This window comes from Mycobacterium aquaticum, from assembly GCF_002086485.1.
In the GTDB taxonomy this organism is placed as follows: domain Bacteria; phylum Actinomycetota; class Actinomycetes; order Mycobacteriales; family Mycobacteriaceae; genus Mycobacterium; species Mycobacterium aquaticum.
On record NZ_MVHF01000036.1, the window covers coordinates 1 to 23,380 of the forward strand.

Here is a 23,380-nt window from a genome sequence, read left to right on the forward strand (position 1 = left end):
CGGCCGCCCCGGGGGCCGCGGCGCGGCCCCCCCCCCCCCCCCCCCACCCCCCCCCCCCCCCCCCCCCCCCCCCGGGGGGGGGGCCCCCCCCCCCCCCCCGGGGGGGGGGCCCCCCCCCCCCCCCCCCCCCCCCCCCCACCGGTCGGTAGTGATGGAAGCGCCTGCGGCGCTGCTGAAATCGGCTACGCCTGCGGCGTGGGCCACGGCGTGGTTTGCCTTTCCGGCCTCCGATCGTAACCGGCGGTCCGGACGCACAAGGGCCGCTTCGGCCTTCGGCTCGGCACCGGTTTCCCCGGGGCTCGCTGCGCTCGCCGCGGAAACCGGCCCCGCTGGACCCTTGCTGCTTACCCGGCCCTCTGCCGGTTCTCGATCTCCTTGCCGGACAGGCAAACAGAACGGGCGGATCCGAGAGCGCCCCCCTTTACGAAAGGTTCCCCACCATGGCTCACCAACTCGACTCAACCCGTGGCCGCGTCAGCTTCGCCGACTCGCAGACTGACGCCTGGCATCAGCTCGGCCAGCAGGTCGGCCACCTCATGACCGCGCACGAGGTCCTGGAGGCCGCACACCTTGCCCGATGGAACGTCCGCAAACTTCCGTTGCAGGTCGCCCAGGATCCCATCGTCACCGCAGACGGTCACGTCATCACCCCGAGCCCGCTCGTGGTGCCCGATCACTACGCCACGGTGCGCGATAACCCATCATCCCCGGCCAGGTCGACGTGCTCGGCGTCGTCGGCAGCAAGTACCAGCCGCTGCAGAACGAGGCCTCTTGCGACTTCCTGACCGCCCTCATTGACGAGAGCGGAGCAGTGTTCGAAACCGCTGGTGCCCTCAATGGCGGCCGCCACACGTTTGTCACCCTGAAATTGCCCGAAACCATGGTGTTTGACGGCAAAGACGGCTCTGAAGACCGCACCGAGCTGTATATCGCCGCGCTCAACTCCCATGACGGCAGCGCAGCGTTCCGAGGCATCGTCACCCCTGTCCGGGTGGTGTGCGCCAACACGCAGACCGCCGCGATTCGGGAAGCCAAGGCCAGCTTCGCGATCCGCCACACCGGCAGCGCCCGCATCGCGATCCAGCAAGCCCGCGAGGCCCTCAAACTCGCGTGGCGCTACCTCGATGTCTTCCAGGCCGCGGCCGCTGCGCTCTATGCCCAACCGATGGACACCGACGAAGTACGCGCGTTCGCCGATCGGCTGGTCGACGTCGACGGCGCAACCAGCTTGTCCGCCAAGAAGTCTCGCCGGGAACAAGCCAGCGGCATCGTCAAGCTATGGGTGTCCTCCCCCACTGTCGCACCGATCGCAGGAACGCGGTGGGGCGCCTACAACGCGGTTACCGAGTTCGTCGACCACCACGCGAAGGTGCGTGGCCGTGGCAACCCAGAAGCGGTCCGGGCGCTACGCGCGGTGACCACAGGTAGCAGCGCCCAGACGCTCAAGTCGAACGCGTTCCGGATGCTGCAAACCCTCTGACCCCAGGGGTGAGCCGGGCCCGCCGCGTAATCAGCCGGCGGGCCCGCGCTTTATCCGGCACCGACCGAGCGGAAACGCCTTCGGCGCTGCAACCACCTCTTTTCGCCCCAGAATCATCACCGAAAAGACGAAAACCTCACTAATTCCACAACATGCGATCACAAACACAGCTCCCCGTTTCTGCCGTCCGAATTATGCGCTGGTTTCGGCGACTACATGCAAGGCTATCGGCTCCGCATCCGCTGCGGCCTGCGGCGCGAAAACTTTTCCGAGACGCTCGCTGCGCTCACTGAAAACTTTCCGCCCGAAACCGTGCATTACGCGCCACCACTAGCGGTAACAAGCCTGCCAGAAACGGAAAAAGAACGGCAGCAGACACCCATGACAGCGATGATTGATGCGTCGTCGCGCACGCCTACTTTCCGGCCGATAAACGATAGAAAACCGCAACAAAGTTCTTTTGTTTGAGTGTGGCATAACCAAATAAGTGCCAGTAGAATAACTGAATATAAACCCCGCACAACCAATTCCACGGAGGCTAGAAATGTCTCACATCACCGTCTACACCAAACCGGCATGCGTCCAATGCAACGCCACCTACAAAGCCCTGGACAAGCAGGGTCTCAATTACCGGATCATCGACATCACGCTCGACAGCGAAGCCCGCGACTACGTCATGGCCCTGGGCTACCTCCAGGCCCCCGTCGTCGTGGCCGGCGACGAGCACTGGTCAGGATTCCGCCCCGATCGCATCAAGGCACTCGCCAACCGAGCGATATCCCCATCAGATGCAACGGTGGCCACCGTCGCCTGACAGCCACCACAGGCAGATGAATCCCGCGAAAGGACCGTAACGACATGACAATTCACCCGCTACCCACCTCCACCGACTTCGACGAGCACGCCGAACAAGTCGGCCTGACCCGCGGCCAGCTGCTCACCGAGATCGCCAACGGCGTCTCCGCATTCCAGCGCGCCTACGACCAACTGACCCTGCTGCGAGGCTCGGTCGAAGACCCCGAATTCGTCGACGGCCGCGACGGCCGCGACGTCGCCCGCTTCCTCGATGACAGCATCCGGATCGGCCGCGCCGCCTACGCCGTCGTGCACACCATCATCGACAAGGAGATTCCGCGATGAGCCCCGCCGCCGTGCAGACCCTCGAACCGGTCGCCGGCGATGACTCCTGGCTGCGCATGACCGGAACCGACCTCGAGAAGCACGTCGCTGACGACTGGCGCGCCGAGGCCTTCGTGATGCCCACCGAATCCCAGCACCAACTGATCGGCGCACTGCTGTGGCTGCCGGCCACCCGCGCCCGCGCCATCCTCGAGTTGGTCCCCGACACCGCGTTCTGGCGGCCCCGCGCCCGGTGGGCCTGCCAGCTCATCCGCACGCTCGCCGAAGCCGGACACGATCCCCACCCCGTTGCGGTGTTCGAGCTCGCCCAAACCCAACCCAGCACATTCGCCCTACGGCCGGACCATCCGCCCACCGCCCACCAGATCAAAGGGCTGGCGATCTACCTTTTCGACGCCTACCAGGACGCCATCGCCCCCCATGACAATGCCGGCCGATACGCCGCGACGTCCTCGACGATGCCTACCGAAAAGCCTTCCGCGAGCACGCCGTCCGCATGCAAGAGCTCGCCGAATGCGACGTCGAACGCGAGCTGCTCACCCAGCTGTTCACCGACACCCGCGACGACCTAGCCGACCTGCGGCGCCGAGCCGAAGCCGCCGCGCAACCCGGATGGGACACCCCATGACCACAATCCCGATCGACACCGCCATCGTGCGCCGCACGGCAGCCGCCGTCGCCGTCGCCCACCGTGACCGCCAAGCCGCCACCATCGCCGGTACCTGGATCGAAACCCTCGGCGTGCGGGCACAAAGGCATGCCGAACGTCACCTGTGCCGCCGTCGGCGCCCGACCGGCCGCCGTCCGGCATGAACACCGCGCGCCTGGCGGCCCGCGCAATCGCCACCACCGCCAGCATGGTCATCGCCGCGTCCACAGCACCAGCCGCGGCCGCGGTGCAGCTCGTCGAACCCGGTGACCGCATCGAAACCGCCACCAATGCATGCACACTCGGATGGGTTTACATCGGCGCCGACAAACACACCTATGCCGTCACTGCCGGTCACTGCGCAACAACCCCCGGCGAAACCGTCACCGACAAACACAGCGGCGCCATCGGCACATTCCTGCAAACGCGCGTCGACCCGCCCGGCATCGGCGGAGCCGACTACGCCCTCATCGACTTCGGCGTGCGCACCCTGCCCGTACCCTTCGTCGCCAACCAACCCGTCACCGCCAACAACCACACCGAACCCCGTCCCGGTCAGAAAGTGTGCCGCGACGGCATCTCGACAGGAACCGTGTGCGGTGAAGTCACCCGCAGCTACGGCCAACACCAATACATCACCGTCGGCATGACCCCGACCATCGGCGGCGACTCCGGCGGCCCGGTATGGACCACCGACACCGACGGCGGCGACATTCGCGTCATCGGCATCTGGCTCGGCGGCCGCACCACCATCGCCGGTGGAAACTTCGGCCGCTTCGCCGGCCTCAGCGACGCCCTCGCCGTCATCGGCACACCACCCATCACCGCCCAGTAAGGCCGCACTCTCTACCCGCACCAAAGTCGCCGACTCCCAACGGAATAGGAGTTCGAGCACCCGAGTCTTGCAATCAGGCCTGCCCTGTGGGGTGGGTCGGGTTTTTCATGTTCCGGCTCTGGGGTGGTGGTTGGCGGCGCACTAGGTGCGGCCGCTGGTGGCCACCTGCGGTGGCCATGGGGTTGGGTGCCTGCTCACTTTTTCTTTTGCCTGTCAGCGTGGCCCAGTCTGACCGGCCGGGGCCCGTCACGGTCAACCCACGCGCGCGGTGATGTTCGCCGGCCGGGTGACCCTTTCGGCCCTACGGGAGTGAAGCGCCAGGGCGCTGCGCGCCGGCGTTTCACCCGGGCCGAAAGCCCGGCTCGCATCATCGCGCGCTCTGCCGGGGTTGACCGTGCCACCCTGCCGGTCCCCCTGACCCACACGCCAACCGGCGCAACCACTCCCGACCCGAACGGAGAAAAACCATGTCGAAAACCGACGTCACCGCAGCAGAGCTGGGCCAACCCACCGCCATCATCACCAACACCTACATCCGGCTGCGCAGCACCCAACGAGCCGACCTCACCGTCTATCACGCCCGCACCCGCAACGTCCGCGTCACCCTCGCCTGGGGCGGCATCTTGATGACCTTCCTCAACGCCCAAGCCGCTCAAGGTGTCCGAGAAGCACTCTCAGCCGCCCGGCCCACCATGGTCAACCTGCCCACCGATATCGGCGCCGCCCGACCCACCGACGAAGACGCCTACGACCGGCCCACCGTCGCCATCGACTGGACTCAGCGCCCCACCTACGCCGTCATGCCCCGCGAAACCCAGACGCCGCACCACCAGCGCATCGTCCGGTGGACGGACGTCTATCTCGGCTCGCTGACCTTCCAGGTCCTCGATCGCGCCGCATTCCACTCGACCATGGAGATCCTCGAACTGGCCCATCACACCGCGATCGCGGTATGCCTCGACGGCGAGCATCACCGGGCCGACCCCACCACGGCCGGATACCGAGCCCTCAACGCCGACAAGCACACTGAGACAGATCCGGACTAGTTATCCACAACACGCCTCGGGGCCCGCAGTTATCCACAGACGGAGCTGCGGCCCTCGACGGCGCCGCGCAAAGGCGCAACGATGAGCCCATGACCACCTGGACCCTCACCACGAGCAGTCCCGACGCAGAGCGCGTCACCATGGGCTCAGCCCGCGATCCGCGGCGAGCTCGCCGCGACCTTGTCGCGGCCGCCCGCACGCAAATGCAGCACGCCCCGGCCGCCGGCACACCCCGCTACGTCCTACACCAAGACGGCGTCATAGTGGCCATCATCCAGACCGGACTCACCGAAGCCGGCACACCCGACCACGCCGGCGCCGCCGGCATGCTCGATCGCCTCGACCATTCACGAAAACCGTTCGAGGACTGAGCAACTTACCCTCACCCGGGGCCGCGTCCAGAGGGTTGATCCGGGGCTGCCGCCCCGATCGTTGAGGTGGGATACATGAGCGGCAGCCACATATCACAGTAGCCACGCCGTCGGCCAAGCTCATCGAGCTCGCAGCTCAACCCGCCGTGGACGCCTCAGCGAGCCGTTGCGCGCCGTCGACCATCATGGTGCCGAGATCGCTGGCCAGCCGTGAGCCGATGTTGGCCAGAACCAAGGCCCCGACCATCCGGCCAACGGCCGTCATGTCCTCGTTGGGCCGCGGATGCGGCTGCGGACCCGGATGCAGATGCGGAAATGGCCAGTGGCGCGGCCACGGCGTACCGCACCACTCATCGACGAGCTCGCTGATGATCCGGACGCCGTCGCGGCCCTGGATCTGCGATTCGATGGCCAGTTGCGCGTATCGGTGTGCCATCACCGCCGCAGCCACCTGAAACTGGTCAGCCTCCACCGGGGGAAGAGGCTGCGGGTGCAACTCAACTTCGTTGCTGCCGTTGATCACTCGCCACGCACCCACCGAGACTTGACTGATCAGTGGCAGAACAGATTTGGCGGTTTCCCGATCGATCGACGTAGTCACGACATCCCCTCAAATAGAACATCATTGGACCTCGCCAGTATCAAACTGAGCATCTCCACGGTGCACGTGTAATGCACTACCCCACATCGTCGTAGCAGCACCAAATCGTCGTGACACACATTGGCCCAGGCTGGGTCTATCGACGCCTGGCACCCTGCGGGCCGCCCGGCGACCAGCCCACCTGCCGGCGGGCTTGGGGTTGGAAGCCCACTCACCTTTTATGCCTGTCAGCAGGTGCCCCAGCGTAATCGTCGGGACCCACCGCGGCTCAACCCACGCCCGGTACCGGGCTGCGCAGGCCGAGTGACTCTTTCGGCCCAACGCTGGTGAAGCACCAAGGCGCTGCGCGCCAGGCACTTCACCTGGGCCGAAAGCCCTGCTGCGCCCGGCCCGGACTCTTCGGGGTTGACCCCCCGGCACCCACCGATTCGCCTGCACCTGTGCCAACCGGCACACACCGATCACCAGAACAGAACGGACAACAACATGACCACCACGTGGGACCGTATCGACCACGACCCCATCAGCATTGCCAGCGGAGCTGCCGAGCAGCGCCCGACGATCCGGATGCTCCACATGAGCATGAGCGGCGGCGGTGTCACCGACTGGTCCACCGACCGCACCTTCCACACCGTCGCGGAGGCCAACAAGGCCATCACCGCCCTGGCCATGGACAACGACCACGCGGTCTTCGGTGTCATCCTCGAGCCTGACCCGTCCAGCCTCGTCGACGACGCCCTGCACGTCATCATCCACTGGGGCTTGGTTTCCGACCGCTACCACCTCGACACCATCGACAACGCGGCCCCCAGGGAGCTGAGCATGAAAATCCTCACCGCCCACACGATCTCCGGCGCGGTCGGCGCCGAATACCCCGACTTCGAGAAAGGAACCGCGGTGCGGGTGCTGCCCGCCATCGTCTCCAACCAGATGCCGGTCGAGCACCGCATCGTCGATGACGCATGGAGCTTCTCCGGGCCCACCCGCCATCCCGAGTACGCCACCATCCATCACGACCACGACCGCGTCACCATCGCGATACACCGCCACCGCCTGCAACCGCGGCCAAGCTAACCCTGCGGTATCGGGCCCGGCCAATCCCTCCCCGTGAGGTGGTTGGCCGGGCCCCCTTTTTTTCTTCCGGCCGCGATCCTGTACCGGCGCCCGGGGAGCGTGAATAGCCCACCGCTGGTGGGCTTTTGGGTTGGCAGCCCACTCACCTTATGTGCTGTCAGCGAGGGGTCGCAGCCTACAAGGCCGGGGGCCCGACCGGTCAACCCACGCCCGGTGCTGGTGCCGGCGGCGGAGGACATTTGCGGCCCAACCCTTGCTCGCTGTCGCTCGCGGGCCGCAAATCCGCCGGCACTCATCGCCGGACTCTTCGGGGTTGACCGCCCACCCTCAGCCTTGCCGCCGCTCCCCAGCGCTGACCAGCAGCGCACCGACCGAAAGGATTCTCAATGAGCGTGTCAAGCCGCCGCTGTGGTGATTTGGCTCGTGGGTTCCCAGGCTCGGTTGTCACGGATCAATGCGTAGAGGACGTTGACGAGTCGGCGGGCCAGACAGATGGTGGCCGGTATGGGTCGCTTACCTTGGTCCCGTTTGCGTTGGTAGTAGGCCTTCGACGTGGGATCGCAGCGGATCGCAGTCAGGGCGGACATGTACATCACTCGGCGCAGCCGGCGGCTGTAGCGCTTGGGTGTGTGCAGCCGGCCGGTGCGTTTGCCGGAGTCTTTGGATACCGGGGCCAGCCCGGCCCACGCGGCCAGGTGATCGGGCGATTCGAGCAGGGCGGGATCGCCGATGACGGCAAGGAATTCAGCGCCGAGTCGGAACCCGATGCCAGGCAGGCTGGTGATCACTTCCGCGAGCGGATGGCGGCGAAATCGTTCCTCGATGTCCGCATCAGTGGTCTTGATACGGTCGTCAAGGTTCATCACCTCCTGGGCCAACTCGGCGACCAATGCTGCGCCAACATCTTCACCGGGCAGTCCGACGGTCTGGGCCTTGGCGGCTGTTACCGCCGCCGCCGCGATCGTGGCGGCGTTACGCACCCCGGCGGTGGTAAGCGCTTTGGTCAGTCGCGAAACACCGGTTCGGCGAATAGCTTTCGGTCGTTGGTAGTGTGCCAGCAGCACCGCCCAGCCCCGGTCCTGGGTCAGCTCAGCGACACGTTCCAGCGCCGGGCACACCGCCAGCAGCTGCTGGCGCAGGCGGTTGATGGTCCGGGTGCGGTCGGCAATCAAGTCCGCACGGTGGGCGGTGAGCATGCGCAGTTCGGTGATCAGGTCATCCCCGGGACGCAGGACCGGAAGGTCTTCACCGCGCATCCGAGATTGATCGGCGATCACCCGGGCGTCTTTGGCATCGGTCTTGGATTCGCCACCACGGTAGGTCGAGGAGGCCTGCCAGACTTGCCGGCCGGCCAGGTAGCGCACCGTTTTGCCGGCATCGGCGAGCACCGTGAGCACCAGGGTGGCGTAGACGTTGCTCAGGTCCACCGTCCAGAACACCTCATCGGCAAGCCCATCAATTTTGGTGGCAAGGTCGCGGATCGTGTGTTCGTCGTTGATGAACTTGCGCGACAACACCATGTTGCCGTTGACATCCACGACGCACACCCAGTGATGTTCTTTGCCTACGTCGACCCCAGCCCATACCTGGTTTACCGTCATAGAGCCTCTTTTCGCTTGTCTGCCAACAGGATCCCCATGGAAAACCTCGCCGGCATTTCCTTAAACAAGCGATCACATCGCAGATCTCAATCAGCGGCCCGAGGAAGTCCAGGCAGGCCGGGCGGCCAATCCTTTCAAGCCGCACCACCAGGCCGGCAAAAAACCATTAAGCCTCACCCGACCCACCCGGGTCGCAGCACACCGTAACCGCATCAACAGCACGAAGAAACTGCAACTACAAACAAACTTAAGGAACACACCGTGACCACCAGCGACTACACCGAAGCCGACTTCTACAGCGACCACGCGATCGAAATCGACGAGCGCCGCGTCAAACTCATCGCCGAACTCAACACCGCCCTGGGCGCCCTTCAGAAAGCCAGCACGGTCCTCACCGAGCTGTGCAGTAACCAGGTCTACGACCTGGAATTCGCCGAAGGAACCGCTGGCGACGACGTCTCCGCGTTCATCGCAGACAGCCTGCGCTACACCCGCGCCGCCTACACCGTCACCCACGACATCACCGAACGCCGCTAACCCGCGTCCTTGCCCGGCCAGCCCCTTCCCAGCTGGCCGGGCACCCACAGCCGAAGGAACATCACCATGACCCTCAGCACCCACCCTCACCCCGACGACTTCTGGGAACCCCGCGACAAGCACTCCGGCCCCGTCGACTGCATCAAACCCAAGGCCAAAGTCCAGATCCGCGACGGCGTCAAGTGGATCACCTACACCGACGAAATCCGCCGCTCTCGCAAGCGAATCCCTGTCATCGTCGAGATGCCCGAGAACGCACCCACCAAGTCCTGCCACGAAGGCCGCCACCACCAGTGCGATCACCGCCGCGGCGCCCGCCAGGAAGGCGGCGTCTGGTTGAAGGTCACCAAGCCCGCGTTCCGATGGCTTACCTCCCGGGGGTAAACACGTTCGCGACGTTCGCGGTGAGCCTTCGCCGGAGTGTGGCGAACGCGTGGTAAACCTTCGTTCGCGACGTTGTGCGATTTCTGGGGAGTGTCACCGTGGCCAATCGGTTTACAGTCCGCAAAGTGCGCCACGGCGAGGGGATGTCTTCACATTGGATCTTCACGCCCGATTCAGAGGTCGATCAGGTCTCAATGAAGGTGCTGTGCCGATATCGTGCGTCGTCTCAACAGACCTACGCCTACAGCCTGGTTGATCACCTCAACTGGGCATATTTCAACCGGCTCTCGCCCCAGACACTGACATTGGCTGACCTGCAGCGCTATATGCACAGCATTACCGGTGAGGCTGCCACAGTCCACGGCGTCGCCTGGAGGGATCCGAATCGCCGCCCTCTCAGTGCCGCGGCGGCAAGCAACGTCGCCACGATCATCAAAGCGTATTACTTGAGTCCCGGGATGTGCGGACAGGTGAATCCAGAGCTGGTCGCCGGTCTGACCGCTGGCGCAGTTGAGCGGCGTCGTGGCGGGCGGGCTCGCGGCAATGTCGAGGTAAATCCTTTGTCCCCGAGGCGGACTCCTCGTCGCCCTCGGTACCTTCCCGATGAAGCTGTGGAAGCACTTTTTGAGCCTGGAATTCTGACCACTGCCCGCGACGTGATGATTGTTACCTGGCTCCACGATGGAGGCCTACGCGTCGGCGGTTTGTGCGGCCTGCGGTTCAGCGACCTACACCTCATTGAGCACCACCCGTGCGGCCAACGTGCCGACCCGCACATCCACATCATCGGCCGCGACGACAATCCCAACGGAGCGCGAGCGAAATCGTACGGACCAGCAATCGATAACTATTCGAGCAGAGAGGGTTACACGATCGATGGGGTCATTCGCGCAGTGAGCGCGGGCATGATCAGCACCTTCTATGGCTATCTGCTCGATGAGTACTACCCTGCACAACACCTCGTCGAGCATGAGCAAGTCCTTAATCACACTCGCGGTGCGACGCCGGGCGCTGCGCTCACCACCGCTGCGGTGCGAAAAATGTTGGACCGAGCGTCCCGCCGGGCTGGACTAAGCACGCGCATCACCCCGCACGCCTTTCGACACAAAGCTGCAGCGGCGTTCTACGCAGCGACGGACTTCAATGCCGAGATGGTGGCGCAGGAGTTCGGATGGGCAAACCCCGAAATCGTCACCGACCTCTACGGTCGTTCCGCCAATCGCCACGCGATGGCCTTCCTGAAACAGGCATGGGACGCAACCGCTCGACCCCGCACCGACTCATACCTGAACACCACCGAGCACACCGGCCAGGGCCAGCGATGACGACCACTGGCGCCCACAGCGCTGTTGCCCCCCGCCTGACCACCGTTGATGATTACCTGGGACTCTCAGCTGAAGAACGCTACTCAATAGCAAGCCAGCACTTTCCGCAGTGGCTTCTCTCGGAGCCGATCCAGTTCCCGCCTCAGCACCCGACTTTCGGTTGGGCGTGCATGGTCGAATCGTGCCAAGGCGTACCCTCGCCCACCGCGGCCAATGGTCTGTGCTACAGCCACGGGCGGAAGTTCGCCCAGCTCGGACGTGGAGCCGATATCGAAGAGTTCCTACGCTCAGCCAGCCCAGTTTCCGCTCGAAGCTTCGAACGTGCCCTCAACCGCCACGCAAACTGTCTAGTCTGCGCTGAGAACCGTGAGGCACAACAAAACGGTTACTGCACAGCGCATATGAAGCGGCTCTCTACAGCACGAGCACGCATCGACTGGATGAGCGAGGAGCACTGGCGGCAAGCCCAGACAGCCTTTCCGCCGATTCCACCGTGCAGCATCCACGGATGCGTCCACGACGGCGCGCTACACATCAACGTCGAATCTGAACGCCACCGCATATGCCGACATCATCGCCAAAGTTGGCGGTACCAAACGAAATCAAGAGGAGGCCAGTGCAGCAGACCAACCTGGGAACACTGGTATTCCAAGACCTGCCAGGGCCCCTCCGTCTCGCGGCTTGACCAACAGGGACGGCTGCACCTAGCCAAATTGCCCACCGTTCTGCAACAGGAGATCCGCTACGGCCTCCATCGACACGCCAAGACCCCTCGCCGATCACACCGGCGACCAGTCAACATTCAGAGGGTCGTCGATGATCTTGCTGCCGCCAGCGTTCAATCACTGACGGATGACACCATTTCTGACATCGCGGAAAAGTACCCGAGTGGGTCGATGGAGCGTCGCATACTGCTCGACCTGCCAACCGCTGCCCGCAGCCTCGTCATCACAGCCGACATGTCCAAAGAAGCCGGTTGGTTTGACCCTGTCATCGTCGGAGGGGCACCGTTCGCCGGCGCAGACGTTTCGAACCGGCGCAAACCGTGGGACTTGACCGGAGTATCCCAACGCTGGCTTCGAGACCTAGTGTGGGAGCACCTTCGCGACGAGTCTCTCAAGCCCAAAGGAAAACGAGCAGTTAAGGGGACGATCTACCGGCGCGTGGCGGCGATGTTCCTGGTTTCCTACGCGCTCAGGCAGATTCGAAGCGACCACGGCAACGATCCCCCAGCGCTATCCGAGAAGGACGCACTACGCCTGAAAGAGCTCTGGGATCTCTGGTTTCGCGAACAAACGGTCCTTCCTGCCTATATGGACCGGCCAAGCCGCCAACCAATGGTCTTCAATGAACGTTCTCGCCACACCTACATGTCCAGTTGCCGCATCGTTTTGCGGAACGCCCGAGAACGCCGCCGGACTCCGGCAAGCCTGGACATGTTCATCCTGAATCTGCCTGAGTATCCGCGCGCTCCCAGTAGCCCGCGACCACGTCCACTCACATACGGCGATTTCAAACTCCTGATCGACCAGGACAATATCGAACTCCTAGAGGGCGCAGACCGCGACGACGTCGGTTTCGCCGACATCTGGCTGACCCAGGCCTTTCAGGGAGGACGGATCAGCGAAACGATCCAACTACGCCTGGGCTGCGTGGGCCTCGTGGGCAATGCACAGCCCTACATCTGGCGAGATATAAGCAAGGTCAACGTCATCGACTACGGAATGCCCTGCTATCTACCGATTTATGAGCGACTTCTGACCCGACAACACAAGACACGCTCAAAGCTCCGGAGGCGCTACGCCGCAGAGCTGGCCAACCTCGACGAACGGGGACGAGCTGCCCTCGAAGCGCGTTGGGACCGAACCATGCCGCTGTTCCCCGCCGCGATACAAAACCCCGACCTGGTGCTCGAAACATCTCAGTGCGGATTTCGCGACACATGGACTGCATGGTTCGAAAGCCTTGGACTGAAAGGAATTACCACTCACCAAACCCGTGCAACCCTGGCAACTTCGCTCCTCAACAATGGTGCACCAGCCGCCCTCGTCCGCCAATTGCTCGGCCACTTCTCATCAGAATCACTCGCCCACTACGCCACCTACAACAACGAAAGCATGACCCGCCACCTACAACAGGTGTGGGCGGCTGGCCCAGGAATGAACAAACCAGGCACGATCTTGCTCCGTCCAGAACTCGTCAACGCCGAGAACACAGCCGCCGGCGCCGCCCGAATAGACTTGTCAGTAGTGCCGGTCGAACACGGGCTATGCCGCTACGGCCCCGTGGTCGGCGGCACGAACTGTCCCTTCGAAAAGAACTGCACCAACGGCCCTCTCGGCCCCTGCGAGCATTTCATCCTCGCAGGCGCTGACCTCGCCTACTGGGAGCGAAAGCGCGACGCCGCCTACCACTTCGCCGAAGGTGCACCAACTCAAGCCGCACGCAACTACATCCTGAGCCAATGGGATCCATGGGAACCGGTACTGACCGCCCTGCGTGAAGCACTCGACGAACTCGGCCTACTCGAAGAAGCCGAGAACCTCGACCTGCGCACCCCACTACACGACTACTTCGATCCACTGTTCGCTACCGGATGGCGATTGACACAACTACACACCACAACTCCCGCCGACAATGAGGAACTCAATCTATGAGCACCGCATCGAGCATCCGCCGACCAATCGAAGCAATCGCACAACGCTCGAACGCAAGCCAGCAATGCGAACGCCGAGTACGCGCCGCGCTCACCAAACTCATCAAGAGCGGCGCACCCTTCACAGTCGAGAACGTGTGCACCCTCGCCGGCGTCGGCAAGACCTTCATCTACGACAAACGGCGCCCCGACCTGACCCGCGCAGTTCTCAATGCCCGGGACGCATCTCAAGCGGCCACCACGGCGAAACAGCATGCGGGGGGCGAAAACAACACGGCATCATGGCGTGAACGCGCAGTCAATGCCGAAGCGTTGGCGAAATCGCTCAGGCAGACCATTCGAGACCGGGAAAGCCGCATCAGCGACCTGACCGGACAACTCTACGATCCAGAAGGCACTCACCTCGCAGAATCCAACGCCAAGCTGCGGCAGCTTGTCGCCAGCCTTAGCGGCAACCTTAGAGACACGGAACTCGAAAATCGCAAGCTTCGACGATCACTTACTGCCGCCAGAGCTAACGTCAAACACGAGCGCGAACGAAGCATCACTCTCATTAGCGGGCGGCACGAGTCGAAGATCCCGAACGAACACCCCAACATGCCTCTCAAGAAGAGGTTGTGACTGACTGACAAGTCGCTCGGCACAACACATTACGAAGTGGACGACGCACTTCTCAGCGATACCCGAGATCGAATGCGGAGGGCATGACATGGAGTTGGTGACGGGCGGGTTGTTCTGGGTCGCGGGGACGCCTGAGGCCCGCGTGCGTGGCGACTTCAGTTTCCACACCGGCGCAGATCCTGAGGTGAGGCTGGCCGCTGGCCTTGTCGACGACCCACGTATACGGCGCTTTCCAGGTGGTGTGGGCTTTTCAGGCACGGCCGAAGACTCGGTCGCATCGTTCTTGCCGATCACGCTTCATGGTCAACTCGATACAGGCGAGCGGATCACCATGCTCAATGCACGCAATTACGGTGGTGCAGGCCAACTGTTTCGTAGCCTGCCGCGGTATGTCGCCGACACCGCCGTCCTAGGCGAACATATCGATGATGCCCAGCCTGTCCACGCCGTTCGATTCCGGCTCGGACATCGATACTGCCTCGATCATCTCAGCGCAGAGAACACCGCAGGCAATGAGTACGGCGCTGCCTTGGGCATCGAAGCTTCAAACGATGGCAACTGGCTGGTCTATTCGCCGGCAGCACCAGAAACACTGCGCCGCCTTGAGGTTCTTGTCGTATTAGGTGTTCGAACGTTACTGGAGCTGGCGCTCGACGAGTCCCACGATGCCAAAGATGTCGAGCTGCTCGCTGCGCCTGACGGTGCCTGGCTCCCTTTACTGACCGACGACCCGGATACCTCTGCAGCGCAATCGACGCTGGATCCGTTGTTGTCTCCAGAAGCTCTGACACTCGAAGTCATCGCGAACTGGATCCCGCTCAACGACCGATTAGACGGTCTCGCCGCAGCCGTCGTCTCGCCAAACAAGGGCGCGCTGCAGGCCGAGGCGCTGGTTGTCACGTCCCTAGTCGAGGGCCTGCACCGCAGGTTGCCCTACGAACAGTCGAAGTTCCCCGAGATCACGAAGAAGGCTCGAAAAGCGATCACCCAGGCGGCCCGACTCGCCGCGCGATCCGAATCAGAGATCTTTGACCTCGACCCCGCTCGCGTGAGTGAATCGCTGCAGCTCCTCACCGACGTGAGCTTTCGAATGCGTGCGACAGAGATCGTGGACGAAGTCTGTTCAGTGATCCCTGAAATCGCCGAATCCTTGACGGACCTTCCAGGGCAAATCACGAAGGCACGCAACGACTTTGCACATCACCTACCCATTGACCAGGAGAAGGAGCCCCTCGATATGCGCTACCTTCGATGGTTGATTGTGGTCACCGCGACACCGTGGCTGTTGCAAGCCCTGCTGCTCCTTCACGCAAACATTGCGCCTGATGTCATTCGGGAAGGCTTCTTGGAATCCGACCGGCTCGCGCATGCACGGGCAAACATTGCGCAGTTCGTTCGCGAACTCGGGTGGGAACTCCCTTGAACGCCAAGGATAGATGCGAGTAGGAACCGCATCGACGGGTTTCGCGTCTAACTGAATATGGATGCTGAGGAACGCCAGGCGCTCGTGAACGAGGGTGTTGACCCCGACGACCCGCGGGTCGTCGCGGCGATCGATTTGGTGCGGTGGGAGTTGTCCCTGCTCGGAAGGGTCGACACACCCTGCCCCACAACAGATCGGTTCGTCATAACAAGATCGACCGCACCGACCATCGCGGATCCGCTTGTAGGACTTCGCGAACGTGGTCAGAGTGAGGACTGGGGTGGTCTCTGATAGCAGTGGCAATGGAACGACGAACGCGAGCATCCGGATCCCGGCTCAATCGCTCGCCCAGTTCGGCCGGCATCGACGGCGACCGCGCCCAGCCGATAGCTGCAACGCTACGCATCGCCCACCCCGCTTGCGCCAGAAGTGGAGCCAGGTCGCTTAGGTCATCCTTGACGGCCTGCAGAGCTTCCGCCAAGTAGATATCGTCTTCTCCCACAACGCTAATCAACCCGATAGCCAAGTCTCGAACCTGGTCCTTCTCATCCGCTTCGCGAGCGAAGCAGGCCGCCGCCAATACTGCGGCAGAACGACTATCCAGGGTTCCAGCCCAGCGCATCATCCCCAGAGGGTCAGTCATCGACGCGTTGAACATGTCAGGCTGGGACGGAGGTGGATTCTCAACGAAATCGACGAGATCGGCCAAGAATCTCCGGCGATGTTCGTCGTCTAAATCTTCCGACAGGTTCGCCGTGGCAATGAGGTAGGTCTGCCTGTTGCTTGAGCCTTCGAAGGGCGACCGGGCATTTTGGAGCAGCATCTCGATGCAGGCTATGCGTTGCTCCGGCGCCAATGAGCGCGCAAGCAGGGAATCGTTGATCGCGCGCGTTCCCTCGGCATAGCGCCCAAAAGAGTTGCTTGTGGGTTTCTGTAGCCGATTTGCCGCAGCAAGCGCATCCTCGGGATCGATGCGCACCTCGTCCGTAGAGGCGAGCAACGCGTGCGCCTCGTGATGGCCGCCATCGGCCAGTTCCTGCAGTCGAGGTCCGACAGCCTGCAGATTCTGTTTAAGGGCGCCTTTGGCCTTGATACCGAAGGGATGCGCGCGACGTGCGAAGAGCCCCATCAGATGATCAAGTGCTACGGACGCAGTCTCATCGCTTCTGGTTTCGGCGATGCCAGCTGCAATACGGATGTGGCTCTCGTCGGTCCGCCAGTAGTGGTGCTCCCTGGCTGTCACGTGTCCGCTCAAACTGTCGAGCACGGCAACCGCATGACCGCTGTTCAGGCGTTCGGACAACGCGCCAATCATCTTGTACGCGGAACCGACGATCTGGGGACTGAAGACCGGCGAATCGGGACGCTTACCTGATGACACGTCGTCGATCGCGGACAGCGCGGATTCAATCAACTCATCGACCAACGCGTCGGGAACAAGGTCAGCTTCCGCCGCAACGAACTCGAAAGCCGTTGCAACCACCCATGACACAGGACTCGCGATCAGATCCCTGACATCGAGGTATGAATCACCCAAGTCCTGCGCTACCGATCGGACGGCCTCATAGTCACGAGACAAGATCATCTGGCGGACGGCGAGTAGCGGATCGTTTGTTTGAACGTACAGACCGCCCAGCAGCATGCGCGCATCGATCTCGTCGCTGAGATTGCCTGACCGGATGGAATCGCACAGATAACGGCGCAGATGTATAGCAGCACTGCGCTTTTTGTCGTAATGCAGGGCAGCTAGTGCGTTCTCGCGCGATGACGTTGCGGAGGTGACTAGACGGGGACGCGACGGCAGGTTGGATAGGGAGCGAGCTAGAGGATGCCATTTATCCTCGGAGACCGGGACATGGCGGTTCATCACGAGCCGTTGGCTATAGAGCCAGTCGGCCGCGTCCTCGTGACGATGTGCCAGACATGCGTGGTTGATCGCCTCCTCATAGGCCCGGTTGGCCTCGACATAGTCCCCTTTCCACATCGTGTACCGCGCATAGCGAGCGAGGGTGAGCGCGCCGAGATCTCGGCGAGTGGCGGTGCGAGCCCTATGAAGTAGTTCCTTCCAATCGCCGGTCAATTCGGCGAGAACCAACTCGATCCGAAGCGCAACATCCTCGTGACTGGAGTTTGTTTCAGATACGCACTCAGACAACACCTTTGCGTGGCTCTCAAGCCAGCCGAGATCGTCGTTCGCAAGAGCGCGCTCCGCCGCGAAGAGGACTGTTTGCGCACGGTCGCCGGGTGAAAGATGCTGCAGCTCCTCGGTCGGCAGGTCTAGTTCCATGGGGACCGGTTGGTGCAGATTGTCGGCAATAAACCCAGCGACCCTCGCAGCGCCCACCAGCAGCGGTGAGGTGCCGTCGTCGGGCCCCTCCGGACCAAATTCAGGCAACCCGGCCAGAGACTTGAGGGCGCGCGCCGCAACCTGCACGCTCAACCAATCATCAGTCCGTTCTGCCACCCAGAGACGTTCCATGACCAGGGCAACGGCATCAGCTTCTGCCCCCGTGGCGACCAGTAGATGCGCAACCCGTTCGTCAAACTCGGCTGCATGCGCGGGGAATCCTGCACCAGTCAGTAGTGCCTGGACGTCTTGGTAGAGTGCCAATGCGCCAGCAGGGTCACTGTCAGCAATCTCTTCCGCTCGCTTTAGCTTCTCATGGCCCCCGACGTGGGCCAGCGGCCCGCGGATCACCGCGGCGGCGGTTGCGACAGCATCCGCACCCGCGATTTCGACAGCGATCACCGTGTGCTCGCCGCAGAACCGCGTGGCCGTCGCCGGTCCAAAGAACTCGGTGACGATCTGGGGGTGCGGCCGAAGCATTCTCGACAACGCATCCTGGTCCCAAATTTCGATCTCAAGCGGTGCCAGCGTCACATTCAGATCGATCAGATGCTCAACGATCTCCCGCTCGGCAACCTGTTTGCTCACCCCGATTGCGAGTCGCGCGAATGGGAACGGGAATTCCGACTCTGTGTACTTCCTGACCGCATCATCGAGATGGGTCTTTGTGAAGGTCTTTCGGCGCTTCGACTGGATACCCTCTGCCTTGCCGTCGCCATTGATCCCAATGACATCCAGGCCCTTCTGGGCTTGGCCGGGAGTCCCGAAACGTCTGACGTTGTGCAAACCACCAACGTCCTGCGCCACCCGCAGAAGCAGCCGCTCGAAGTTTTCCCACGACAACTGGTCAATCGGCAGATACTCCAGTTGGGGATCAACAAGGGGTTCTGCAATCGCATCGGGCGGCCCTAGCAGCGGATCATCACGATCAAACTCGTGCAGGTCTGCGTCGTCGCCATTGTCCTTATCTGACACTGACACATAGCCTTTCGTGACATCGCACCGGAGCCTGACGCGCCGCTGGTGCGGGTGCGACACAGACAACATCTACCTAGCCGCGCTCAGCCCGGCTACCCGTCAATGGTGCACCTCTGGGACAGCACATTCTGGCAACCGCACCAGGTGTGTCGCGAACGCGTTCGCGACACCTTGACATGCCTTTAGGTCAGCGGTAGCCGACAAGTGGGCACTAAAGCCGGTCGCTGCGGTTGTCTCTGCCACAACCATCCTGAACGCCTCGGCATGCTGTTCTAGACACGACGCCGCTGCCACCTTGGCCCGGTCGCCGCTCCCTCGTGAGCTGGTGGCCGGGCCCCGTTTTTTCTTCCGGCCGACGTCGGAGTGGTGTCGGCGCACCGGGTGCGGCCGAGCAGATAGCCCACCTTCGGTGGGCTCGAAAGTCCGTAGCCACTCACCTTTTTAGCCGTCAGCAGGGGTGTGCAGCGTAATCGGCCGGGGCCCGTCGATGTCAACCCACGCGCGCGTTGGTGTCCGCCGGCCGAGTGACCGTTTCGGCCCTATCAAGCTCGCTGCCGCTCGCGGGCCGAAACCCCGGCTACCACCCCCGCGTGCTCTTCGGGGTTGACATCGCCACCCATCCGATTGACCGCACCCCAGCGCTGACCGGCGCACCCGATCACCACACCGAACGGAGAAACAACCATGAACACAGCAGCCACCCTCGAAGAAGCCCGCTCCGACATCCACGCCGCCACCGCCGCGATCGACGACCCACACCGGCGCCGCCAATACGCCCTGTCCGCACGCGACAACGCCGTCACCGTCCTGCTCGCCGACGACGCCACCCCCGACGAGCTACGCCACGCCGAGGGCTACGCAGCCGACGCCGAAGCGATCATTGCCAACCCCTGAAACCACGGTGCCCCGGGGCCGTGCCGACCATTCCGCGGCCCCGGAGGCACCACCAACCATCAACCACACCAACACAACTCACTCACGAACGGAGAACACCCATCATGTGCTACTACACCACCACCATGTGCCGCGACAGCGACCACCACCAGGTCGTCACCCACTGGGACGACCACGACCCCAACCGCTTCATCTACGCACCCGTGACCGTCACCGGCGACATGACCGAACAGAAACTCGCAGATGCCCTCGCATCCCAGGGCTTTCGCATCGTCTCCACCGCCTCCGACAACATCGGCCGCGGATGGGCCACCGTCGAGCGCCCCGATCACCGCTTCTACGACCCGATCAGCCAGGACTGGTACAGCTACCTGAGCAACGAACAAAAAGACGCCATCACCACCACCTACCCCGAAGCCAGCGTGCCCGGAACCCACTACCGCCACCCATAACCACGCGAGATCCATTCGCCCGGCCAGAGTCCCCCGAGGGTGCCTGGCCGGGCTTTCTCGTCATCCCCCGCTTCGATGGTGCCGGCGCACCAGGTGCGACCGGCAGACAGCCCACCTTCGGTGGCCTCGAAAGTCCGTAGCCACTCACCTTTTTAGCCGTCAGCAGGGGCGCGCAGCCTAATCGGCCGGGGGCCCGACCTGTCAACCCACGCCCGGGCCCGGCGCCGGCGGCGGAGGACATTTGCGGCCCAACCCTGCTCGCTGCCGCTCGCGGGCCGCAAATCCGCCGGCACCAACCCCGGACTCTTCGGGGTTGACAGCCCACCCTCAGCCGATTGACCGCACCCCAAGCGCTGACCGGCGCCCGGATCACCACCACGAACGGAGAACACCATGGACCACGAATTCGACCTCGCATTCGCACTTCTCGACGAAGCCGCCGAACGAATCTCCCACCAGCAGTACGGAATCACCCGCTGCAACGACCACAACTACGGACCGATCCTGTTCACCACCGTCCACAACTACACCCGCGAAACCGGACACCACCTCGTCCTACTCGCCTTCGACGACCACGGACAAATGGCCGCCATCGAAGCCACCGCACCCGACCTCGACACCGACCCGGTAACCCGGATCGTCCACGTCCGAGCCGGCGACGTCACCTTCCACGCCGTGGACACCTGGAGCTTCCGCGCCACCGCCGCCAACCACACCTACACCCTCACCGCCCAGCCCGGCACCGACACCTGGACCCTCACCGTCGACGTCGAGCCGCCCACCGCCCACCCCGATCTCGACGACGCCATCACCGAACTCCACTACGCCGCATAGCCACCCAGGGCCGGGCCGCCGAACACCCGGTGGCCCGGCCCACCCCGCACCCACCACACGACACCGACAGGACAACCCATGCTCCGCTACATCACCCGCAGCACCACCCGAAACGAGTACTACACAAACCCCCACCTCGACGGACTCACCGGCGTCGAATACCGCCGGATGTACCGCTACCTCAACTCAATTGGAGAACTCACCCTCATCCGCACAATCGTCGAGCACCTGCCCCCGAAATACGCATTCGACGAGCACGGCCGACTGACCCACGTCAACCTCACCGAAGCCGACATCACAGCACAGCTCGACACGATCACCAACCAGCCCTGACCCACACCAACCCGCCCGGCCTGCCCTGTGGGGTGGGTCGGGTTTTTCATGTTCCGGCTCTGGGGTGGTGGTTGGCGGCGCACTAGGTGCGGCCGCTGGTGGCCACCTGCGGTGGCCATGGGGTTGGGTGCCTGCTCACTTTTTCTTTTGCCTGTCAGCGTGGCCCAGTCTGACCGGCCGGGGCCCGTCACGGTCAACCCACGCGCGCGGTGATGTTCGCCGGCCGGGTGACCCTTTCGGCCCTGCGGCAGTGAAGCGCCAGGGCGCTGCGCGCCGGCGTTTCACCCGGGCCGAAAGCCCGGCTCGCATCATCGCGCGCTCTGCCGGGGTTGACCGTGCCACCCTGCCGGTCCCCCTGACCCACACGCCAACCGGCGCAACCACTCCCGACCCGAACGGAGAAAAACCATGTCCCACACCTACCGGCTCGCCGCTCAACTGCAAGCCCTTGCGATCGACAACGTCGACCGTCCAGTGTTCGGAACCCACCGCATTCCCAGCCCCCAGCACGGCATCATCACGACCGCACGACACCGCCAGCGCAACGGCGAGCACGCCGTCCTCGTCATCGCCCGCGACGACGCCACCCACGTCCTGGCCGCCGCCGTCGCCACCGCCCCGATCGGCGGCGGCATCATCGACTCTCACATCGCCCAATTCCGCAGCGCCGCACTGGTCTGGAAGCGCACCATCACACCACCGGCCCACTGGTGGCAGCGCAGTGCCGCCACCATCGACACCGCCGAGCCTGCACCACGCGACCGGATCGGGTTCACCGCCACCGGCTCGGCCGAGTACTTTCTCAACCACGACTGGATCCCCGGCAGCGACCCGCGCAATACCCACTGGACGTTGAGCTCCTGGACGCCGGCGCACGGTCTTCACGTTCTGCTCTCCGGCACCGATATCGACGCCGCCACCCGGCACGCCATCACCGTCGAAACCCGGGCGGCCAGTGTCGCTTGATGATTCGCCGCACCGTTTCGGGCCCGGGTCGCCATCGCGCGGCCCGGGCCCCGACCTTCGCGACGCGCACGGTGCGCCGGTGCGTGCGCTCGCTGCGAATCGCCACGCACCCGGTGCTGAGGGCGGTGGCGGGCTCTGCGCCGCGGCGCCGCCGGCCTTCGGGCTTACCGTCTCTGCCGTCGCCGTGCCCGCAGTCTCACCACAGGGTCGGTTCGGGTGATCCGAGCAGCGCGACCGCGACCGCTTCGGCGTCCCATCCGTGCCGGACGGCCTCGCGCAACGCTACCGCGCGCGCTCGCCGCTCCGCCACGCCGTGATCACCGCGGCGAACCACCGTTCGTCCGCCGCCGCGACCCGATCGGGCCATCATCTCCATGTTGTCGCGTTGGCTGCCTGCCACCAGGTGCAAAAGGCCCACATCTCCGGGTGCGCTCACGCGCACACACACCGGGTTGTCGCAACCGTGCAGTGCGCGTTCCCACGGCTCCAGCGGCTGGCCCTGTCGCGCGGCGGCCAGCGCGTACCGGTTGCCTCGCAGCATGATCCGTTCACCGCCGCCGCGGCGGACCCCAAACCGCGGATACCCGTCGCCGCCGATCGCGCCCGTCCAGATCGCGCAGTCCTCCGCGCCTGGGCCGCGCACGATGTCGGATTCAAACCGCCGCAATTCGGCGGCATGAATCACTGGATTCACCACCAGGCGTAGTGGTTGCGAAACCCCCACGGCGGTCACGGTCTCCTGTCACCCTAACGCGCCGGTCGAACTCCGGTACGGATCGAACCGGCCCGGACCGTGCGCAACGGTCTTCTGCGCCACCCATTGTGGAGCCCAC

General features: G+C 63.8%; 27 protein-coding genes. 21 read left to right on the plus strand and 6 right to left on the minus strand.

What is annotated here, in order from left to right; all coding sequences use genetic code 11:
- Positions 1-458: 458 nt before the first annotated feature.
- On the minus strand, positions 459-677 hold the full coding sequence (locus tag BST13_RS39850; protein ID WP_245839817.1) for a hypothetical protein: 219 nt from the start codon (positions 675-677) through the stop codon (positions 459-461).
- 44 nt (positions 678-721) lie between these two features.
- Between BST13_RS39850 and BST13_RS27290 the strand changes: the two genes are divergently transcribed.
- The 9 genes from BST13_RS27290 (at position 722) to BST13_RS27325 (ending at position 5,521) form a co-directional block, all read left to right on the plus strand.
- A complete protein-coding gene (locus BST13_RS27290; RefSeq protein WP_245839818.1) occupies positions 722-1,480 on the plus strand; it encodes a DUF932 domain-containing protein in 759 nt (252 codons plus the stop codon).
- A 216-nt stretch (positions 1,481-1,696) separates the two neighbouring features.
- A complete protein-coding gene (locus BST13_RS38785; RefSeq protein WP_142282846.1) occupies positions 1,697-1,948 on the plus strand; it encodes a hypothetical protein in 252 nt (83 codons plus the stop codon).
- Between the two features lie 76 nt (positions 1,949-2,024).
- Positions 2,025-2,294 carry a redoxin NrdH gene (locus BST13_RS27295; protein WP_083167654.1) on the plus strand — a complete coding sequence of 90 codons (270 nt, stop codon included), beginning with the start codon at positions 2,025-2,027 and terminating at the stop codon, positions 2,292-2,294.
- 44 nt (positions 2,295-2,338) lie between these two features.
- The gene (locus BST13_RS27300; RefSeq protein ID WP_083167656.1) at positions 2,339-2,620 is read left to right on the plus strand and encodes a hypothetical protein; all 282 of its coding nucleotides are present in this window, start codon (positions 2,339-2,341) and stop codon (positions 2,618-2,620) included.
- Positions 2,617-3,192 (plus strand): hypothetical protein, encoded by a 576-nt coding sequence (locus BST13_RS27305; protein ID WP_083167659.1) that lies wholly within the window; start codon positions 2,617-2,619, stop codon positions 3,190-3,192. Before BST13_RS27300 ends, BST13_RS27305 begins: the two co-directional genes overlap by 4 nt.
- Positions 3,193-3,244: 52 nt before the next feature.
- Complete coding sequence (locus BST13_RS27310; RefSeq protein WP_083167661.1) at positions 3,245-3,433, plus strand: hypothetical protein; 189 nt, start codon at positions 3,245-3,247, stop codon at positions 3,431-3,433.
- A complete protein-coding gene (locus BST13_RS38385) occupies positions 3,430-4,104 on the plus strand; it encodes a trypsin-like peptidase domain-containing protein (RefSeq protein WP_142282847.1) in 675 nt (224 codons plus the stop codon). The genes BST13_RS27310 and BST13_RS38385 overlap by 4 nt, the downstream gene beginning before the upstream one ends.
- Before the next feature lie 467 nt (positions 4,105-4,571).
- A complete protein-coding gene (locus tag BST13_RS27320) occupies positions 4,572-5,150 on the plus strand; it encodes a hypothetical protein (RefSeq protein WP_083167666.1) in 579 nt (192 codons plus the stop codon).
- Between the two features lie 89 nt (positions 5,151-5,239).
- On the plus strand, positions 5,240-5,521 hold the full coding sequence (locus tag BST13_RS27325) for a hypothetical protein (RefSeq protein WP_083167669.1): 282 nt from the start codon (positions 5,240-5,242) through the stop codon (positions 5,519-5,521).
- A gap of 136 nt (positions 5,522-5,657) precedes the next feature.
- On the opposite strand, the gene BST13_RS27330 is transcribed toward BST13_RS27325, so the two are convergent.
- A complete protein-coding gene (locus BST13_RS27330) occupies positions 5,658-6,122 on the minus strand; it encodes a hypothetical protein (RefSeq protein ID WP_083167671.1) in 465 nt (154 codons plus the stop codon).
- Between the two features lie 486 nt (positions 6,123-6,608).
- On the opposite strand from BST13_RS27330, the gene BST13_RS27335 reads away from it, so the two are divergent.
- Complete coding sequence (locus tag BST13_RS27335; RefSeq protein WP_083167674.1) at positions 6,609-7,196, plus strand: hypothetical protein; 588 nt, start codon at positions 6,609-6,611, stop codon at positions 7,194-7,196.
- A 395-nt stretch (positions 7,197-7,591) separates the two neighbouring features.
- Here the strand turns inward: BST13_RS27335 and BST13_RS27340 are convergent, their stop codons facing one another.
- A complete protein-coding gene (locus BST13_RS27340) occupies positions 7,592-8,797 on the minus strand; it encodes an IS110 family RNA-guided transposase (protein WP_083167676.1) in 1,206 nt (401 codons plus the stop codon).
- A gap of 261 nt (positions 8,798-9,058) precedes the next feature.
- On the opposite strand from BST13_RS27340, the gene BST13_RS27345 reads away from it, so the two are divergent.
- The 6 genes from BST13_RS27345 to BST13_RS27370 all read left to right on the plus strand — a co-directional run bounded on the left by BST13_RS27345 (position 9,059) and on the right by BST13_RS27370 (position 15,743).
- The gene (locus tag BST13_RS27345) at positions 9,059-9,334 is read left to right on the plus strand and encodes a hypothetical protein (RefSeq protein ID WP_083167678.1); all 276 of its coding nucleotides are present in this window, start codon (positions 9,059-9,061) and stop codon (positions 9,332-9,334) included.
- A gap of 66 nt (positions 9,335-9,400) precedes the next feature.
- Positions 9,401-9,718 carry a hypothetical protein gene (locus tag BST13_RS38390; RefSeq protein ID WP_095533725.1) on the plus strand — a complete coding sequence of 106 codons (318 nt, stop codon included), beginning with the start codon at positions 9,401-9,403 and terminating at the stop codon, positions 9,716-9,718.
- A 125-nt stretch (positions 9,719-9,843) separates the two neighbouring features.
- Positions 9,844-11,043 (plus strand): tyrosine-type recombinase/integrase, encoded by a 1,200-nt coding sequence (locus BST13_RS27355; protein ID WP_245839819.1) that lies wholly within the window; start codon positions 9,844-9,846, stop codon positions 11,041-11,043.
- A gap of 713 nt (positions 11,044-11,756) precedes the next feature.
- The gene (locus BST13_RS27360) at positions 11,757-13,700 is read left to right on the plus strand and encodes a site-specific integrase (protein WP_245839820.1); all 1,944 of its coding nucleotides are present in this window, start codon (positions 11,757-11,759) and stop codon (positions 13,698-13,700) included.
- Positions 13,697-14,320, plus strand: coding sequence for a hypothetical protein (locus tag BST13_RS27365; RefSeq protein WP_083167688.1), 624 nt, complete (start codon positions 13,697-13,699; stop codon positions 14,318-14,320). Before BST13_RS27360 ends, BST13_RS27365 begins: the two co-directional genes overlap by 4 nt.
- Before the next feature lie 88 nt (positions 14,321-14,408).
- Positions 14,409-15,743 carry a HEPN domain-containing protein gene (locus BST13_RS27370; RefSeq protein ID WP_083167690.1) on the plus strand — a complete coding sequence of 445 codons (1,335 nt, stop codon included), beginning with the start codon at positions 14,409-14,411 and terminating at the stop codon, positions 15,741-15,743.
- A gap of 202 nt (positions 15,744-15,945) precedes the next feature.
- Here the strand turns inward: BST13_RS27370 and BST13_RS27375 are convergent, their stop codons facing one another.
- Together BST13_RS27375 and BST13_RS39095 are read right to left on the minus strand one after the other, a co-directional pair.
- On the minus strand, positions 15,946-19,065 hold the full coding sequence (locus BST13_RS27375; protein ID WP_142282848.1) for a hypothetical protein: 3,120 nt from the start codon (positions 19,063-19,065) through the stop codon (positions 15,946-15,948).
- Positions 19,066-19,610: 545 nt separating this feature from the next.
- The gene (locus tag BST13_RS39095; RefSeq protein ID WP_158087202.1) at positions 19,611-19,754 is read right to left on the minus strand and encodes a hypothetical protein; all 144 of its coding nucleotides are present in this window, start codon (positions 19,752-19,754) and stop codon (positions 19,611-19,613) included.
- On the opposite strand from BST13_RS39095, the gene BST13_RS27380 reads away from it, so the two are divergent.
- The 5 genes from BST13_RS27380 to BST13_RS27400 all read left to right on the plus strand — a co-directional run bounded on the left by BST13_RS27380 (position 19,753) and on the right by BST13_RS27400 (position 22,547).
- Positions 19,753-19,962, plus strand: a complete 210-nt coding sequence (locus BST13_RS27380; RefSeq protein WP_095533726.1) for a hypothetical protein — start codon at positions 19,753-19,755, stop codon at positions 19,960-19,962. The genes BST13_RS39095 and BST13_RS27380 overlap by 2 nt on opposite strands.
- Positions 19,963-20,066: 104 nt before the next feature.
- Positions 20,067-20,414 (plus strand): hypothetical protein, encoded by a 348-nt coding sequence (locus tag BST13_RS27385; RefSeq protein WP_083167698.1) that lies wholly within the window; start codon positions 20,067-20,069, stop codon positions 20,412-20,414.
- Between the two features lie 393 nt (positions 20,415-20,807).
- Complete coding sequence (locus BST13_RS27390) at positions 20,808-21,248, plus strand: hypothetical protein (RefSeq protein ID WP_083167699.1); 441 nt, start codon at positions 20,808-20,810, stop codon at positions 21,246-21,248.
- Positions 21,249-21,326: 78 nt separating this feature from the next.
- Positions 21,327-21,581: a hypothetical protein gene (locus tag BST13_RS27395; protein WP_083167702.1), complete on the plus strand. Its 255-nt coding sequence runs from the start codon at positions 21,327-21,329 to the stop codon at positions 21,579-21,581.
- Between the two features lie 408 nt (positions 21,582-21,989).
- Positions 21,990-22,547, plus strand: coding sequence for a hypothetical protein (locus BST13_RS27400; protein WP_083167704.1), 558 nt, complete (start codon positions 21,990-21,992; stop codon positions 22,545-22,547).
- Positions 22,548-22,743: 196 nt separating this feature from the next.
- Here the strand turns inward: BST13_RS27400 and BST13_RS27405 are convergent, their stop codons facing one another.
- Positions 22,744-23,280, minus strand: a complete 537-nt coding sequence (locus BST13_RS27405) for a hypothetical protein (protein ID WP_425437059.1) — start codon at positions 23,278-23,280, stop codon at positions 22,744-22,746.
- Positions 23,281-23,380 lie beyond the last annotated feature (100 nt).

What these genes read in the sequence shown, in the direction of transcription:
- BST13_RS39095 (WP_158087202.1), bottom strand. Translation starts at nt 19,754, where the DNA reads ATGGTTGTTTCTCCGTTCGGTGTGGTGATCGGGTGCGCCGGTCAGCGC.
- BST13_RS27400 (WP_083167704.1), top strand. Translation starts at nt 21,990, where the DNA reads ATGTCCCACACCTACCGGCTCGCCGCTCAACTGCAAGCCCTTGCGATC.
- BST13_RS27320 (WP_083167666.1), top strand. Translation starts at nt 4,572, where the DNA reads ATGTCGAAAACCGACGTCACCGCAGCAGAGCTGGGCCAACCCACCGCC.
- BST13_RS38390 (WP_095533725.1), top strand. Translation starts at nt 9,401, where the DNA reads ATGACCCTCAGCACCCACCCTCACCCCGACGACTTCTGGGAACCCCGC.
- BST13_RS38785 (WP_142282846.1), top strand. Translation starts at nt 1,697, where the DNA reads ATGCAAGGCTATCGGCTCCGCATCCGCTGCGGCCTGCGGCGCGAAAAC.
- BST13_RS27300 (WP_083167656.1), top strand. Translation starts at nt 2,339, where the DNA reads ATGACAATTCACCCGCTACCCACCTCCACCGACTTCGACGAGCACGCC.
- BST13_RS27295 (WP_083167654.1), top strand. Translation starts at nt 2,025, where the DNA reads ATGTCTCACATCACCGTCTACACCAAACCGGCATGCGTCCAATGCAAC.
- BST13_RS27385 (WP_083167698.1), top strand. Translation starts at nt 20,067, where the DNA reads ATGTGCTACTACACCACCACCATGTGCCGCGACAGCGACCACCACCAG.
- BST13_RS27310 (WP_083167661.1), top strand. Translation starts at nt 3,245, where the DNA reads ATGACCACAATCCCGATCGACACCGCCATCGTGCGCCGCACGGCAGCC.
- BST13_RS27395 (WP_083167702.1), top strand. Translation starts at nt 21,327, where the DNA reads ATGCTCCGCTACATCACCCGCAGCACCACCCGAAACGAGTACTACACA.
- BST13_RS27325 (WP_083167669.1), top strand. Translation starts at nt 5,240, where the DNA reads ATGACCACCTGGACCCTCACCACGAGCAGTCCCGACGCAGAGCGCGTC.
- BST13_RS27390 (WP_083167699.1), top strand. Translation starts at nt 20,808, where the DNA reads ATGGACCACGAATTCGACCTCGCATTCGCACTTCTCGACGAAGCCGCC.
- BST13_RS27340 (WP_083167676.1), bottom strand. Translation starts at nt 8,797, where the DNA reads ATGACGGTAAACCAGGTATGGGCTGGGGTCGACGTAGGCAAAGAACAT.
- BST13_RS38385 (WP_142282847.1), top strand. Translation starts at nt 3,430, where the DNA reads ATGAACACCGCGCGCCTGGCGGCCCGCGCAATCGCCACCACCGCCAGC.
- BST13_RS27370 (WP_083167690.1), top strand. Translation starts at nt 14,409, where the DNA reads ATGGAGTTGGTGACGGGCGGGTTGTTCTGGGTCGCGGGGACGCCTGAG.
- BST13_RS27380 (WP_095533726.1), top strand. Translation starts at nt 19,753, where the DNA reads ATGAACACAGCAGCCACCCTCGAAGAAGCCCGCTCCGACATCCACGCC.
- BST13_RS27335 (WP_083167674.1), top strand. Translation starts at nt 6,609, where the DNA reads ATGACCACCACGTGGGACCGTATCGACCACGACCCCATCAGCATTGCC.
- BST13_RS27305 (WP_083167659.1), top strand. Translation starts at nt 2,617, where the DNA reads ATGAGCCCCGCCGCCGTGCAGACCCTCGAACCGGTCGCCGGCGATGAC.
- BST13_RS27365 (WP_083167688.1), top strand. Translation starts at nt 13,697, where the DNA reads ATGAGCACCGCATCGAGCATCCGCCGACCAATCGAAGCAATCGCACAA.